The sequence below is a fragment of the Streptomyces sp. NPDC059832 genome (genome assembly GCF_042731715.1).
GTDB lineage: Bacteria > Actinomycetota > Actinomycetes > Streptomycetales > Streptomycetaceae > Streptomyces.
In genome coordinates, this window is the sequence record NZ_JBHWIY010000006.1 from 360078 (window position 1) to 374376 (window position 14299).

Sequence of the window (14299 nt, forward strand, 5' to 3'; positions counted from 1 at the left end):
ACCGCCGCAGTACGCGGTCGCTGCCGATATTTCCGTCTCTTTCTGGACTTCCCGTCCCCCCTCGGTCCCCGGAGGCCCGCCTTGGACGCAACCGCCACCACCACGCCCTTCTCGACGCTCATCCGCACCGCGTCGCACGAGCAGCACACCGAGGCGGAGACCTCGACCTTCATGAGCGACCTGCTGGGCGGGCGGCTCGGAGTGGACGCCTACACGCGCTACACCGAGCAGTTGTGGTTCGTGTACCGGGCGCTGGAGGAAGGGGCGCAGGCGTTGCACGGCGATCCGGTCGCCGGTCCCTTCATACGGCCCGAGCTGATGCGCACCGCCGAGCTGGAGCGCGATCTGGCCCATCTGCGGGGTGCGGACTGGCGCGAGGGCCTGGAGCCGCTGCCCGCCACGGCCGCGTACGCCGCCCGGGTCGCCGAGTGCGCCCGCAGCTGGCCGGCCGGATATGTCGCGCACCACTACACCCGCTACCTCGGCGACCTCTCCGGCGGCCAGATCATCCGTGACAAGGCGGAGAAGACCTGGGGCTTCGCGCGCAGGGGCGACGGGGTCCGGTTCTACGTCTTCGAGGAGATATCCAACCCCGCCTCGTTCAAGCGGGGTTACCGCGAGCTGCTGGACGCGGTGGACGCGGACGACCTGGAGAAGCAGCGGATCGTCGACGAGTGCAAGCGCGCGTTCGCGCTGAACACGGCGGTGTTCCGGGAGCTGGGCGAGGTGTTCCCGCTCAGCGCGTAGCGCCTTGCCGGGCGCGGACGGCGGCGAGTGTCACGCGGCCCCCGACCTCCACCGTGCCGTCGGGCGCGGGAGCGGTGAGGATCTGGGAGCCGCGTCCTTGCGTGATGTTGAGGGCGCGCCCCAGCTCCGCGCTGAGCAGCAGCGCCGCCGCCCCGGTCGCCTCGTCCTCCACGATGTTGTCGTCGCGCCGGGGGAACGCCCGCGCCCTGACCCGGCCGGCCGCCTCGTCCTCCCAGGCCCACACGTACAGCCAGCCCTCCCCGGACGGTGGCCCGGTCAGTGCCTCGACCTCGGCGGCGGACCCGTACCGCTCCAGCGTGCGCGGGGGTGCCCACTCGGGGCGGGCGGTGATCCAGCTGAACTCGCCGTCCTGACGGGCGAACACCTCCCCGACCGGAAGCTCCAGGATCTCCAGGTCGAGCAGCCAGGCCGTGCCGACGAGCGGATGTCCGGCGAACGGGAGGCGGAGACCCGGGGTGTAGATGTCGACGTGTCCGCGCTCGGGGTCGTCGACGAACACCGTCTCGCTGAAGCCGAGCCGCCCGGCCAGCGCCTGCCGGGACGCCCGGTCCGGGTAGGCGCTGCCGTCGCGCACCACGCCGAGGGCGTTGCCGTGCCGGCCGTCGGGGCCGCAGAACACGCGTAGTACGTCGATGCCCGCGGGTACGTCGAAGTCGCTGTCGCTCACGTCAGCATTCAAGCACCGCCCGGGTGGCGGCCGTTCGGCCGGTCCACCCGGGCGGTGCGGTCGTGGGAGGCGGACGGGTCAGGCGGTACGGCGACGGCGGGCCGCGATCACGACTCCGGCACCGGCCGCCACGACCACGCCCGAGGCGGCGAACAGGGCGCCCGCCGGGAGTTCGGAGCCGGTGGCGGCGAGGGAGCCCGCGCCGCCGACCGAACCGCCGGCCGAACCGCCCACGGAGCCGCCTGCAAAGCCGCCTGCGCTGCCACCGGCGGTCGCGGTGCCGCCCGTCGAGCCGGAACCGCCCGCGGAACCGGAACCGCCCGCGGCGCCCGGGAGTTCGGCGTCCTTGTCGAGGGCGACCGCGACGGTCAGCGCGTCGAGCTGCTCACCGGCCCGGTACATGCCGCCGAAGGCCTTGGTGCCGTCGGCGGTGAGGGTCGCCGGGACGGCCGAGAGGTTCACCACGCCGTTCCTGGCGGCGAGTCGGCCCTTCGGCACCTTCAGGTCCGCGACGGCCAGACCGGTGTACGTGGAGACCTTCTTGGTCGTGCGGTCCTTGGTGGAGACGTCCGCGATCAGGGTGCCCTTCGTGCCGTTCACCTGGATCTCCATGCCGGTCAGGGAGAGGTCGAGGGTGTACGCGCCGTTCTCCTCGTGGCCCAGGAAGCGGACCTTGCCCTGGAATTCGGCGTTCAGGGTCTGCTTCGTGGCGTCGAAGTGGCCGGTCGCGTCGGGGAACCGGTAGCCGTCACCGGAGGCGGTGGCACCGGCCGTCGTCTCGACCTTGCCGTGGGCGATCGGGCCCGTGACGTACGTACGGAAGGACTTCTTGACGCCCCAGTCCAGGGTGCCGTCGACGACGTCGCCCCGGTCGGCGGCGGCCGGCTTGTCGGTGTCCGAGGGGGACGGGGACGTGGTCGAGGTGGGCTTGGCGGTCGGCTCGGTGGTCGGCCCGGTCGGCTTCGTGGTGGGCTTCGTGGTGGGCTTTCCGGTCGGCTCGGTGGTCGGCTCCTCCGTGGGCTCGGTGGTCGGGGGCGTGACCGCCTTCACCGAGAGGGTGGCCGGGTCGAGCGCGTCGCCCTCCTTGTACTGGCCGTCGAACGCCTCGGAGCCCGCCTTCGTCAGCGTCGCCGGGATGTCCTTGAAGACCATCGCGCCGCCCTCGCCCCGGCCTGGCTTCACCGCCGAGAGGTCGAGAGCCGCGAACTTCACGTCGTCGCGGGTGCCCTGGGGAGTCGTGACGTCGACGGTGATCGCGCCGCCCGTACCGGTCGTGGCGAGCTTCACGTCGGAGAGCGTGATGTCGAGAACGCCCCCGTGGGCGTAGAAGTTGACGTCGCCGCCGAAGGCGGTCTCGGTGCCGTGCGTGGCGGTGTCGTACGTGCCCTTGCCGCCGCCGAACGTGAACACGCCGTTGTCGGGCGCCTGGGTGGCACCGTCCTTGACGGTGATCTTCCCGCCGGAGAACGACGAGGCGAGGTACTTGCGGAAGGACTCCTTGACGCCCCATTCGAGCGTGCCGTCCTTCAGCTCCAGCGTCGGCGCCGCGGCGGCGGCTCCACCGGCTGCGGGGCCGTCGGCGGCGAGCGCCGGAAGGGCGAACACGGTGGCGCCTAGGGCGGCGGCGGTGGCGACTGCGGCGGTGAGGGCTATGGGGCGGCGGGTGGCTGCCATGGTCGTTGGTCTCCTCAGGAACAGGGGGTGAGATGGGGGACGGGGGTCTAGTCGGTCTTCCGCGGGGTGCCGCGGCGACGGGCGAGGTACAGCGCGCCCGCCGCGACGGCGAGCACGCCCGCGCCGCCGAGGACCGGATACAGGCCGGTGCTGGAGCCGGCTGCCGCAGCCGCGGCGGGAGTGGCCTTCTCCGTCGATGCGGCGGACGGCTCGGAGGCCGGGTCGGGGGCGCTGCCCAGGTCGGGCAGGGCGGGCAGTTCGGCCCCGGCATCGACGGCGACGGCCAGCGAGACCGGATCCATCGCGGTGCCCGCCCGGTAGAGCGAGCCGAACGCCTCGGCGCCGTCGGCGGTGAGGGTGGCGGGGGCTTCGGTGAGGACGGCGAGTCCGTTCTTCGGCGCGAAGTCCTTCGCGGTGAAGGTGACGAGCGGGACGGCCTTGCGCCGGTCGCCGTCGCCGTGGACGTCGGCCAGGAGCGTGCCCTTGCCCGCCTTCACCCGGACCGCGACGGCGGACAGTTCCAGATCGAGCCCGTCGGCGCCGGTGAACCGGACGCTGCCCGCGAATTCGGCGTCCAGGGTCTGCTTCGCCGGGTCGTACGTGCCCTTGCCGCGCGGGAAGCGGAAGAGCGCCCCGCCGTCCTGGGCGCCCCCGGCGAGGGTCCACTTCCCCTTGCCGATGGAGCCGGTGACGTACTCCCGGAAGGTCCGGCGGACACCCCAGTCGACGGCGGCGTCCTCGAAGCGTCCGGCGGCCGTCGCGGTCTTCCTCGGCTCCGGCTTCTTCCCGGGGGACTTGGAGGCGGCGGGCTTCCCGGCCGGGGCGGAGGTGTCCACGGAGAGGCTGACCGGGTCGAGCGGGGTGCCGGCCGTGTAGTAGCCGGCGAACGCCTTGGCGCCCTGTGCGGTCAGGGTCGCCGGGACGTTGCGGAGGGCGACGGGGGTGGTACCGCCCTTCATGTCGATCCCGGACAGGCCGAGCGTCGCGAGCGGCACCTGGGCGGCCGAGGTCACCCGGCCGCTCCCCCGGTCCTTGCTGACCATGTCGGCGTACAGGGTGCCGCCGCCGCCCGCGATGCGGACGGTGGGACGGCTGATGGTGAGGTCCAGTTCATGGCTGCCGTCGGATTTCCGGTGGCCGAGGAAGTGGACCCCGCCGGCGAAGGCCGAGGCGAAGGCGCCGGTCGCCGGGTCGTAGGAACCGGTGGCGGAGTGGAAGCGGAACTGGCTGCCGCCGACCGTGGCGGCGCCACCGGTCAGGCTCCAACTGCCGTTCGCGATCGGGCCGGTGACATAGCTCTGGAAGGAGGACTTGATGCCCCAGTCCAGCCTGCCGCCCTGCACCGTACGGCCCGCCGCCTGCGCGGCGGTGGCGGGGAGCAGGACTCCCAGCACCGCCGTCAGGAGCGTGACGGCGAGTGCGCGGGCAGGTCTGGACGGCAGCATGGAACCCCTCCGAGGTCTGGAAACTGAGGTAAGGCTAACCTAAGCAATGCGCGTCTCGTGGAGGTACCCCTTCCACCACATCGCTCGCGAACCATGACCAACTGCCCACGCACGACAACAGGACGGTGCCCCAGTGCGCTTCTCGCAGGACTTCGCCCCACCGGGTCAGGGCGGCCGACGGCCGGGGCGCGGGCGGTCCGGGAGCCGTGGACCGCTCGGCGCCCTGACGGCCGTTCTCGCCCTGGCCCTCGTCCTGACGGGCTGCGGCGGCGGTACGGACACGAAGGCGCCCGCCGCCGCTGCCGGGGCCGCCGCCGACCGGGTCGAACCCCTCACCACCGCGCCGGAGCCACAGCTGCCCGTCACGGTGAAGTCGGCGGACGGCGCCGAGGTCACCGTCGCCTCGACGGACCGGATCGTTCCGCTGACCGGCGGCCTGAGCGAGATCGTCTTCACGCTCGGCCTCGGCAAGCGGGTCGTGGCCCGCGACATCACCGCCACCTTCGAACAGGCCGCGAAACTCCCCGTGGTGACCCGGGCCCATGACGTCTCGGCGGAGAGCGTGCTGTCACTGAGGCCGACCGTCGTGCTCGCCGAGCCCACGACCGGCCCGGCGGAGGCCATCGACCAGATCCGGGATGCCGGCATCCCGCTCGTCGTCGTCGAACCGGCCCAGCAGCTCTCCGACGTCGGCCGCCGGATCGGCACCGTGGCGGCGGCCCTGGGCGTGCCGGACTCGGGCGCCGAACTGGAGTCGCGCACCCAGTCGCGTATCGACGCCGTACGGAAGTCCGTGCCCGCCCCGGCGGACGGGCACGAGAAGCCCCGGGTCGCCTTCCTCTACCTGCGCGGCTCGGCCTCGGTGTACCTGCTGGGCGGCCGGGAGTCCGGCGCGAGTTCGCTCCTGGAAGCGGCGGGGGCCGTCGACGCGGGCAAGGCGTCCGGGCTGACGAAGGACTTCACCGCCATCACCAGCGAGGCACTCGCCAAGGCCGCCCCCGACGCCATCCTGGTGATGAGCAAGGGGCTCGACTCGGTGGGCGGCGTCGACGGACTCGTGAAGATCCCGGGCGTCGCCGAGACCCCGGCCGGGATGGACCGGCGGATCGTCTCCATCGACGACGGGGTGCTGCTGAACTACGGCCCGCGCACGGACCGGGTGCTGAGCGAACTGATCGCGCAGCTCCACCCGGAGGACGGGGCGGACAAGTGACCACCATGTCCCCGGAACACACCCGGGCCGACGCCGCCGCGACACCGGAAGGGCCGATGGCACCGAAGCCCCGGCGCTCCTCGTCCTTCGCGCTGACCGCCGGGCTGCTCGCCGCCCTCCTGGTGTGCTGTCTGCTCTCCGCCGGACTCGGCGCGTACAGCATCCCGCTCGGCGACGTCCTCGGCTCGGTCCAGCACCGGCTCGGCCTCGGCGGGGCCGCGCTGGACCGGGTCGGCGAGAGCGTGCTGTGGAACGTACGGCTGCCGAGGGTCGTCCTGGCCCTGCTGGTCGGGGCGTCGCTGGGCTGCGCGGGCGCCCTGATGCAAGGAGTGTTCGGCAATCCGCTCGCCGAGCCCGGAGTGATCGGGATCTCCTCCGGTGCGGCGGTCGGCGCGGTCGCCTCGATCGCGCTCGGGCTGAACTTCTTCGGCAACTGGACGGTCACCGTCTGCGCGTTCGCCGCCGGGCTCGCGACCGTGCTGCTGGTGTACGCGCTGTCGCGGTCGGGCGGCCGGACCGAGGTGGTGACGCTGATCCTCACCGGGATCGCGGTCAACGCCTTCGCGGGCGCGCTGATCGGGCTGTTCATCTTCTTCGCCGACAACGCGCAGATCTCGCAGATCACCTTCTGGCAGCTGGGCTCGCTGGCCCAGGCGACCTGGCCCAAGGTGCTCGCGGTGCTGCCGTGCGCGGTGCTCGGGCTGCTCGTCGCGCCGTTCCACGCCCGGAAGCTGGACCTCCTCGCGCTCGGCGAGCGGCCCGCCCGGCATCTGGGGGTCGATGTCGAACGCCTCCGGATCGTGCTCGTGCTCGTCGTGGCGCTGCTGACCGCCGCCGCGGTGGCGGTCGCCGGGATCATCTCGTTCGTGGGGCTGCTGGTGCCGCATCTGCTGCGGATGGCGAACGGCCCCGGCCACCGCTTCCTCGTCCCGGGCAGTGCGCTCGGCGGCGCCCTGGTCCTGGTGGTGGGCGATCTCGCGGCCCGTACCGTCGCCGATCCCGCCGAGCTGCCGCTCGGTGTGCTGACCGCGCTCTTCGGCAGCCCGTTCTTCTTCTGGCTGCTGCGCAGGACCCGTCGTAAGCAAGGTGGTTGGGCATGAGGTCCCTGAAGAATCCGTTCCGGGTACGCGTACGGCGCCTGCTGCCCGCTCCCGTCGCCCCCGGCTCCCCCGTCGCCGAGGCGCGCGGGCTGCGGGTGCTGCTGGGGCCGCGGACGGTGCTCGACTCCATCGATCTGACCGCGCACGCGGGCGAGGTGCTGGCGCTGGTGGGGCCCAACGGGGCGGGCAAGTCGACCCTGTTGGCGGCGCTGGCCGCCGATCTGCCCGCGGCCGGCGGTGAGATCCGGATCGACGGGCGCCCGGTCGGCGACTGGTCGGCCGCCGAACTGGCGCTGCGCCGGGCCGTGCTGCCGCAGTCCGCCGCGCTGTCGTTCCCGTTCCCGGTGGAGGACGTCGTACGGATGGGGCGGGCGCCGTGGGCCGGAACGGAGCGGGCGGACGAGGACGATCCCGCCGTCGCCGCGTCGATGGCGGCGACCGAGGTCACCGAGTTCGCCGCGCGGCCCTTCTCCGCCCTGTCCGGCGGCGAACGGGCCCGGGTCGCACTGGCCAGGGTGCTGGCGCAGCGCGCCCCGCTGCTGCTGCTCGACGAGCCCACGGCCGCGCTCGATCTGCGTCACCAGGAACTGGTGCTGCGGATCTGCCGGGAGCGGGCCGCCGCCGGGGACGCGGTCGTCGTGGTGCTGCACGATCTGGGTCTCGCCGCGGCGTACGCGGACCGGGCCGCCGTGCTGCACGACGGGCGGATCGCGGTGGCGGGGCCGCCCGCCGGGGTGTTCACGGGCGAGCTGCTCGGCGAGGTCTACCGGCAGCCGGTCGAGGTGTTCCCGCACCCGCGGACCGGGGCGCCTCTCGTCGTACCGACAAGAGGGACTTGACCACTGCTTGACCTTTACTTGGGTGATTCATGGGTCACCCGTGACCGCCCCGTTCCCGTGCCGCCCGGATGAGAGCTGAATCACTGCACGGGTGGTTATTGCTCAGGTAAGCCTCGGTTAAGTTAGGTCCGCCTCACCTGACTTTGTCCGGATCTTCTCCCGCTTCTCCTTCGTCCTCATGTGGAGCCCGTATGCGAGCCGTTCGTTTCTCCGTCGTCACCGCTGCCGCCACGGTGGCCGCTCTGACCGCCGTCACGGGCTGCGCACAGAAGAGCGACGGCAAGGGCGACGGCGCCCTGCAGGTCGTCGCGAAGGACGACTCCTGCGAGGTGTCGAAGAAGAAGCTTCCGGCCGGTCACATCGAACTGGCCGTGCAGAACAAGGGATCCAAGGTCACCGAGGTCTACGTCCTCTTCCCGGACGACCGCATCGTCGCCGAGCGCGAGAACATCGGCCCCGGCACCAAGGCCACCATCACGGCCGAGATCAAGGCCGGTTCGTACGAGGTCGCCTGCAAGCCCGGCATGAAGGGCCACGGCATCCGGCAGAAGCTGGAGGTCACCGGCGGCAACGCGGCCAAGCGCAGCCCCGAGATGGACAAGGCCGTCGCGGAGTACCGCACCTACGTCCAGGCCCAGGCCGACGAGACGCTGCCGAAGGCCAAGAAGTTCACGGACGCCGTCGCCGCCGGTGACATCGAGGCCGCCAAGAAGATCTACGCCGACTCCCGGCTCGGCTGGGAGCGCACCGAGCCGGTCGCCGAGTCCTTCGGTGACATCGACCCGAAGGTCGACATCCGCGAGGACGGCCTGGAGGACGGCCAGAAGTGGACCGGCTGGCACCGCCTGGAGAAGGCGCTGTGGCAGGACAAGAAGCTGGGCGCCGAGGAGAAGGCCCTCGCCCCGGTCCTCTACAAGGACCTGCTCGACTGGCAGAAGCGGGTCGGCACGGCCGACATCACCCCGACCTCGATGGCCAACGGCGCCAAGGAACTCCTCGACGAGGTCGCCACCGGCAAGGTCACCGGTGAGGAGGAGCGCTACAGCCACACCGACCTGATCGACTTCAAGGGCAACGTCGAGGGCGCCGAGAAGTCCTACGAGCTGCTGAAGCCGATCGCCTCGAAGAACGACGCGGCGCTGACCGCCACCCTGGACAAGCGGTTCGCGGAGCTGAACACGCTGCTGGACAAGTACCGCAAGGACAAGAGCTCCTACGAGTTCACCTCGTACGAGAAGGTCGGCAAGGCGGACCGCAAGGAGCTCTCGGACGCGGTCAACGCGCTGGCCGAGCCGCTGTCCCGGCTCGCCGCCGCGGTGACGAAGTAACGAGCGGGAGGCTTTGGTCATGTCCGACCAGACACAGACCGGCGAAACCCCGGAGAAGACCTCCGGTCCCGCCCCGTCCCGCCGGGCGCTGCTCGGCTGGGGCGGCGCGGGTCTCGCGCTGGGCGCCGTCGCGGCCGGCGGCGCGGTCGCCGCGGTACGCACGGAGAACGACGCGGTGCCGGCCGCGGACAGCGGTGCGGCCGTGCCGTTCCACGGTGCGCACCAGGCCGGTATCGCCACCGCCGTACAGGACAGGCTGCACTTCGCCGCGTTCGACGTGACGACGAAGGACCGCGCCGAGCTGATCGCGCTGCTCAAGGAGTGGACGCGGGCGGCGGAGCGGATGACGGCCGGTCACGCGGTCGGCGACGGGGCGTACGGCGGTCTCGCCGAGGCCCCGCCGGACGACACGGGCGAGGCACTGGGGCTGAAGCCGTCCCGGCTGACGCTGACCATCGGCTTCGGCCCCTCGCTCTTCGCCAAGGGCCGGTTCGGCCTGGAGGACAAGCGGCCCGAGGCACTCGTCGATCTGCCGAAGTTCCCCGGCGACAACCTCGACGCGGCCCGCAGCGGCGGCGATCTCTGCGTCCAGGCGTGTGCGGACGACCCGCAGGTCGCGGTGCACGCCATCCGCAACCTCGCCAGGATCGGCATGGGCCGCACCGCGATCCGCTGGTCCCAGCTGGGCTTCGGCAAGACATCCTCGACGACGCCGGACGCCCAGACCCCGCGCAACATGATGGGCTTCAAGGACGGCACCCGGAACATCTCCGGCACCGACACCGCCGCCCTGGACAAGCACGTGTGGGTCGGCCCGAAGGACGACGCGGACTGGATGACCGGGGGTTCGTACCTGGTGGCCCGCCGCATCCGGATGCACATCGAGACCTGGGACCGCGCCCCGCTCCAGGAGCAGGAGGACGTCTTCGGCCGCGACAAGGGCGAGGGCGCCCCGGTCGGCAAGGCCAAGGAGCGCGACGAGCCGTTCCTGAAGGCGATGCTGCCGACCGCGCACGTGCGGCTCGCCCACCCGGACAGCAACGGCGGTGCGACGATCCTGCGCCGCGGCTACTCCTTCACCGACGGCACGGACGGCCTCGGCCGGCTCGACGCCGGGCTGTTCTTCCTCGCCTACCAGCGCGATGTCCGCAAGGCGTTCATCCCGCTCCAGCGGCGCCTGGCGGCGCACGACGCACTCAACGAGTACATCCAGCACGTGGGTTCGGCGCACTTCGCCGTCCCGCCGGGCGTCCGCGACAAGGACGACTGGTGGGGCCGGGCGCTGTTCTCGTAACGGGACTCGAAGCAGAAGTAACGGGACTCGAAGCAGAAAAGGAGAACCGAGACGTGTTCAGCAACTTCCTGATCGGCCTGCGCGAGGGCCTTGAGGCCAGCCTGGTCGTCTGCATCCTCATCGCCTATCTGGTGAAGACCGGCAACAAGAACAAGCTGGTGCCGATCTGGACCGGGGTAGGGATCGCGATCGTCGTCAGCCTGGCGTTCGGCGCCGGGCTCGAATTCGGTTCGCAGGAGATGACGTTCAAGGCCCAGGAGGCGCTCGGCGGTTCGCTGTCGATCATCTCCGTCGGCCTGGTCACCTGGATGGTCTTCTGGATGCGGCGCACCGCGCGGCACCTGAAGACGGAGCTGCACGGCAAGCTCGACGCGGCGCTCGCGATGGGTACCGGCGCGCTGGTCGCCACGGCGCTCCTCGCGGTGGGCCGGGAGGGCCTGGAGACCTCGCTGTTCGTGTGGCGTGCGGTGCACGCGGCGGACGACGGCTGGCACCCGATGATCGGCGCGCTCCTCGGCATCGCGGCCGCCGTCGTGCTGGGCTGGCTGTTCTACCGGGGCGCCCTGAGGATCAACCTCTCGAAGTTCTTCACCTGGACCGGCGGCATGCTGGTGATCGTCGCCGCGGGCGTGCTCGCCTACGGCGTCCACGACCTCCAGGAAGCCGAGTTCATCGGCGGCCTCCACAACCAGGCGTTCGACATCAGCGCCACGATTCCGCCGGACAGCTGGTACGGCACGCTGCTGAAGGGCACGTTCAACTTCCAGCCCGACCCGACCGTTCTCCAGATCACGGTGTGGGCGCTGTATCTGATCCCCACCCTCGCGCTGTTCCTCGCCCCGGTAGGGTTCGGACGGTCAGAAAGGGCGACGGATCAGAAGGTGCGGAAAGCAACGGATGAGAAGCCTGAGGCCGATTCGGCTGGCGACGGGGCTCGCGACGGCGACGGTGCTGTCCATGACGGCGAGCGGTTGCGTGACGGTGCACGGCGAGCTGGAAGTGGTGCCGGGGGCAACCAGGTCTGAGGCCGCGCAGGCCCTGAAGGCGTTCACCACCGCGTACAACGCGGCGGACAAGGCGTACGACCCGGCCCTGGACGCGGACCGGGTCACCGGCCCGCTCGGTGCGATCAACCAGGCCGGGCTGAAGGCGCGGCAGAAGAACCATCCGGACGGCAACCCGGACCACTCGCCGCTGGAGCTGACGGACGCCCGGTATCTCATCCCGAAGAAGGCCGGCTGGCCGCGGTGGTTCCTCGCGGACACCGACTCCAACCGCGACCAGGACAGCGGGAAGCTGGACACCCGCTGGCTGGTCGTCTTCGTCAAGTCCGGGCCCGGCGCCGGGTGGAGGGCCTCCTATCTGTCGGTCCTCGCCACCTCCCAGCTGCCGTCCTTCGCGAAGGACGGCGAGGGCCGGGCCAGGCCGGTGGCCGCCGACAGCACCGAACTGGCCGTGGCACCCGAGGACTTGAGCACCCAGTACACGCAGTACCTGCAGAAGGGCACCCCGGACGTCTTCGCCCCCGGCTCCGCCACCTCGGGCTGGCGGGAGGCGCGCCGGACCACCCGGCGGGCGGGCTTCTCGTACCAGTACATCGACCGGCCGCTGGACAGCGGTACGTTCGGCCCGCTCGGCCTGGAGACGGACGACGGCGGGGCGCTGGTCTTCTTCAGCAGCAAGCACTTCGAGCGGCAGACCGCGGCCAAGGGGCTGCGCCCGCCGCTCAACCAGGACGTGGAGGCGCTGCTGACCGGTGAGGTGGAGTCCACCCTCACCAAGGAGCGGGTCTCCGGCGAGCTGGTGTACGTCCCGAAGAAGGGCTCGACGAAGGACGGCGGCAAGGTGGTCGTGCTGAACAGGCTGCCGGGCCTGACGTCGGCGAAGGGCTCGTGACACGACCGGGGCCGCCCCGCGTGCGGGAACGGCCCCGGTCGTGATCCGGACGGTGCGCTAACGGCTCAGCGGCCACGCCACCGAGTCATGGTCGAGATCGCTCTGGTCCGCCTCGTCCGCGTACTGCGCGCACGCGTCGGTGAGCGTCTCCAGCAGGGTCAGCGGATCGGGCAGCGGGTTCTCCGGACCGCGCACCCACCGCACGTCCAGTTCGCCGGGGAGCCGGGCCGGCGGCAGGAGCACATAGCTGCCGCGGCAGTGCCACCGCAGTCCCGGATGCTCGTCCATGGTCTCGGGGTGGCAGTCCAGCTCGCACGGCCACCATTCGTCCTCGTCCTCGGGCGTACCGCGGGTAGCGGTGAAGAAGAGCATCCGGTCGTCGCCGGACCGGGCGACGGGGCCGACGTCGATGTCCGCGGCGAGGAGCCGCTCCAGCGCCTGGCTGCCCGCGGACAGCGGCACGTCGAGAACGTCGTGGATCATGCCGGTCGCGGTGATGAAGTTGGCCTGCGGCTGGCTGCGGGCCCAGCGCTCGATCTGGGCCCGGTCGGTGGTGGACTGTGTCTGCCAGGCGAAGGAGATCGGGTGCCGGGCGGGGGTGGGACAGCCGATGCGTTCGCACGAACATCGGTATCCGACCGGATGGGCGGCCGGCGCGATCGGCATTCCGGCCTCGGCGACGGCCAGGAGCAGCGCCTCCCGGGCGGCGTCGTCGACCTCGCTCTGCTGCGGTTTGGGTCGGCGGCGAAGCCATTGGGAAAATTTGCTCTCTGAGCCGCGATAACGGCCGAAATCGGCGCCCATCTATCCCCTTACCTCAGCGTTGCCCCTGCCCATGGTCCCACCATCCTGCGCCTCGGGTGGCCGGAGTCCCGAAGCGGGGTACGGACGACACTGCCGCGAGCTGGGCACTATGCCACTTCTTGTCATGAAATGACGGGTGCGTCTCAGGGCGCCGGCCCTGCGCAGGGCGTGGTCGCGGTCCTCGGGTTGCCCACCTCCGCGACCAGGCCGAGCGCCGCGTCATGGACCGCGCGGCGCGAGCGCTCGCTGCGGCGGCCGGAGTCTGGCTGCCGGGTCTTTACCATGCCGGTCGATCCAGCAGTGGGACGAGTCGCTGCGTATCGTCTCCCGGTCGCGCGGAACCACCCGATCGGATCACTGCGCGCGGGCCCCGGAGAGCGGACCATGGGCTCACGCACAGACCCGTGCGAAGTCCCCCGGCAGGCAACCCCTGCCTTTCGTGAGGAGCCTTCGTTGCCTCGTGAAGCCACACCCCGCCGCTACCTGATGTGCGCGCCCACGCACTTCAGGGTGACGTACTCCATCAACCCCTGGATGGACCCCAGCAAGCCCGTGGACCTCCCCCTGGCCCAGACCCAGTGGGAGGACCTGCGCGACCGGTACCGCGCCCTGGGGCACACCGTGGAGCTGATCGCCCCCCGCCCCGAGCTGCCCGACATGGTGTTCGCCGCCAACGGCGCCACCGTCATCGACGGCCGGGTGCTGGGCGCCCGCTTCGCGTACCAGGAGCGGTACGAGGAGGCCGGGGCCCATCGCGAGTGGTTCCGGGCGAACGGCTTCACCGAGATCCATGAACCGGACCACGTCAACGAGGGCGAGGGCGACTTCGCGGTCACCGCGTCGTACGTCCTGGCCGGGCGGGGCTTCCGGTCCAGTCCGCTCTCGCACGGCGAGGCGCAGGAGTTCTTCGGGCGCCCGGTGATCGGGCTCGATCTGGTCGACCCGCGCTACTACCACCTGGACACGGCGCTGTCCGTGCTCGACGACGCGGGCGACGAGATCATGTACTACCCGGGCGCCTTCTCGCCGGGCAGCAGGGCGGTGCTGGCCCGGCTCTTCCCCGGTGCGCTGATCGCCGAGGAGGCGGACGCCGCGGCGCTCGGCCTGAACGCGGTGAGCGACGGACGCCACGTGCTGCTGCCGCAGGCCGCGACGGGGCTCTTCGATCCGCTGCGGGCGCGGGGCTTCGAACCGGTGCCGATGGACCTGGGCGAGCTGCTCAAGGGCGGCGGCAGCGTGAAGTGCTGCACGCAGGAGCTGCGGGGGTGAGC

At 71.6% G+C, this 14299-nt stretch carries 13 protein-coding genes; 9 read left to right on the forward strand and 4 right to left on the reverse strand.

Annotated elements, in window-relative coordinates; all coding sequences use genetic code 11:
• The first annotated feature begins 81 nt into the window (after window positions 1-81).
• On the forward strand, window positions 82-747 hold the full coding sequence (locus ACFV8T_RS13880; RefSeq protein ID WP_385327263.1) for a heme oxygenase (biliverdin-producing): 666 nt from the start codon (window positions 82-84) through the stop codon (window positions 745-747).
• Here ACFV8T_RS13880 and ACFV8T_RS13885 read toward each other — a convergent pair.
• From ACFV8T_RS13885 to ACFV8T_RS13895, 3 genes are all read right to left on the reverse strand, one after another.
• A complete protein-coding gene (locus ACFV8T_RS13885) occupies window positions 737-1435 on the reverse strand; it encodes a PhzF family phenazine biosynthesis protein (RefSeq protein ID WP_385327265.1) in 699 nt (232 codons plus the stop codon). The genes ACFV8T_RS13880 and ACFV8T_RS13885 overlap by 11 nt on opposite strands.
• A gap of 78 nt (window positions 1436-1513) precedes the next feature.
• The gene (locus ACFV8T_RS13890; RefSeq protein ID WP_385327267.1) at window positions 1514-3109 is read right to left on the reverse strand and encodes an HtaA domain-containing protein; all 1596 of its coding nucleotides are present in this window, start codon (window positions 3107-3109) and stop codon (window positions 1514-1516) included.
• 47 nt (window positions 3110-3156) lie between these two features.
• On the reverse strand, window positions 3157-4554 hold the full coding sequence (locus ACFV8T_RS13895) for an HtaA domain-containing protein (protein WP_385327269.1): 1398 nt from the start codon (window positions 4552-4554) through the stop codon (window positions 3157-3159).
• 133 nt (window positions 4555-4687) lie between these two features.
• Here ACFV8T_RS13895 and ACFV8T_RS13900 point away from each other — a divergent pair, with 133 nt between their 5' ends.
• From ACFV8T_RS13900 to ACFV8T_RS13930, 7 genes are all read left to right on the forward strand, one after another.
• Complete coding sequence (locus ACFV8T_RS13900; RefSeq protein WP_385327271.1) at window positions 4688-5767, forward strand: hemin ABC transporter substrate-binding protein; 1080 nt, start codon at window positions 4688-4690, stop codon at window positions 5765-5767.
• Between the two features lie 5 nt (window positions 5768-5772).
• Window positions 5773-6867: a FecCD family ABC transporter permease gene (locus tag ACFV8T_RS13905; RefSeq protein WP_385327376.1), complete on the forward strand. Its 1095-nt coding sequence runs from the start codon at window positions 5773-5775 to the stop codon at window positions 6865-6867.
• Window positions 6864-7706 carry a heme ABC transporter ATP-binding protein gene (locus ACFV8T_RS13910; protein WP_385327273.1) on the forward strand — a complete coding sequence of 281 codons (843 nt, stop codon included), beginning with the start codon at window positions 6864-6866 and terminating at the stop codon, window positions 7704-7706. The genes ACFV8T_RS13905 and ACFV8T_RS13910 overlap by 4 nt, the downstream gene beginning before the upstream one ends.
• Window positions 7707-7897: 191 nt before the next feature.
• The gene (efeO, locus tag ACFV8T_RS13915) at window positions 7898-9034 is read left to right on the forward strand and encodes an iron uptake system protein EfeO (RefSeq protein ID WP_385327274.1); all 1137 of its coding nucleotides are present in this window, start codon (window positions 7898-7900) and stop codon (window positions 9032-9034) included.
• 19 nt (window positions 9035-9053) lie between these two features.
• Complete coding sequence (gene efeB / locus ACFV8T_RS13920; RefSeq protein ID WP_385327276.1) at window positions 9054-10328, forward strand: iron uptake transporter deferrochelatase/peroxidase subunit; 1275 nt, start codon at window positions 9054-9056, stop codon at window positions 10326-10328.
• Window positions 10329-10381: 53 nt separating this feature from the next.
• Entirely contained in the window at window positions 10382-11353 is a 972-nt protein-coding gene (gene efeU / locus ACFV8T_RS13925; protein ID WP_385327278.1) for an iron uptake transporter permease EfeU, read from the forward strand.
• Window positions 11286-12224, forward strand: coding sequence for a hypothetical protein (locus tag ACFV8T_RS13930; RefSeq protein ID WP_385327280.1), 939 nt, complete (start codon window positions 11286-11288; stop codon window positions 12222-12224). The genes efeU and ACFV8T_RS13930 overlap by 68 nt, the downstream gene beginning before the upstream one ends.
• A 57-nt stretch (window positions 12225-12281) precedes the next feature.
• Here the strand turns inward: ACFV8T_RS13930 and ACFV8T_RS13935 are convergent, their stop codons facing one another.
• Entirely contained in the window at window positions 12282-13028 is a 747-nt protein-coding gene (locus tag ACFV8T_RS13935) for a bifunctional DNA primase/polymerase (RefSeq protein WP_385327281.1), read from the reverse strand.
• 384 nt (window positions 13029-13412) lie between these two features.
• On the opposite strand from ACFV8T_RS13935, the gene ddaH reads away from it, so the two are divergent.
• A complete protein-coding gene (ddaH, locus tag ACFV8T_RS13940; RefSeq protein WP_353962564.1) occupies window positions 13413-14297 on the forward strand; it encodes a dimethylargininase in 885 nt (294 codons plus the stop codon).
• The last annotated feature ends 2 nt before the right edge of the window (window positions 14298-14299 follow it).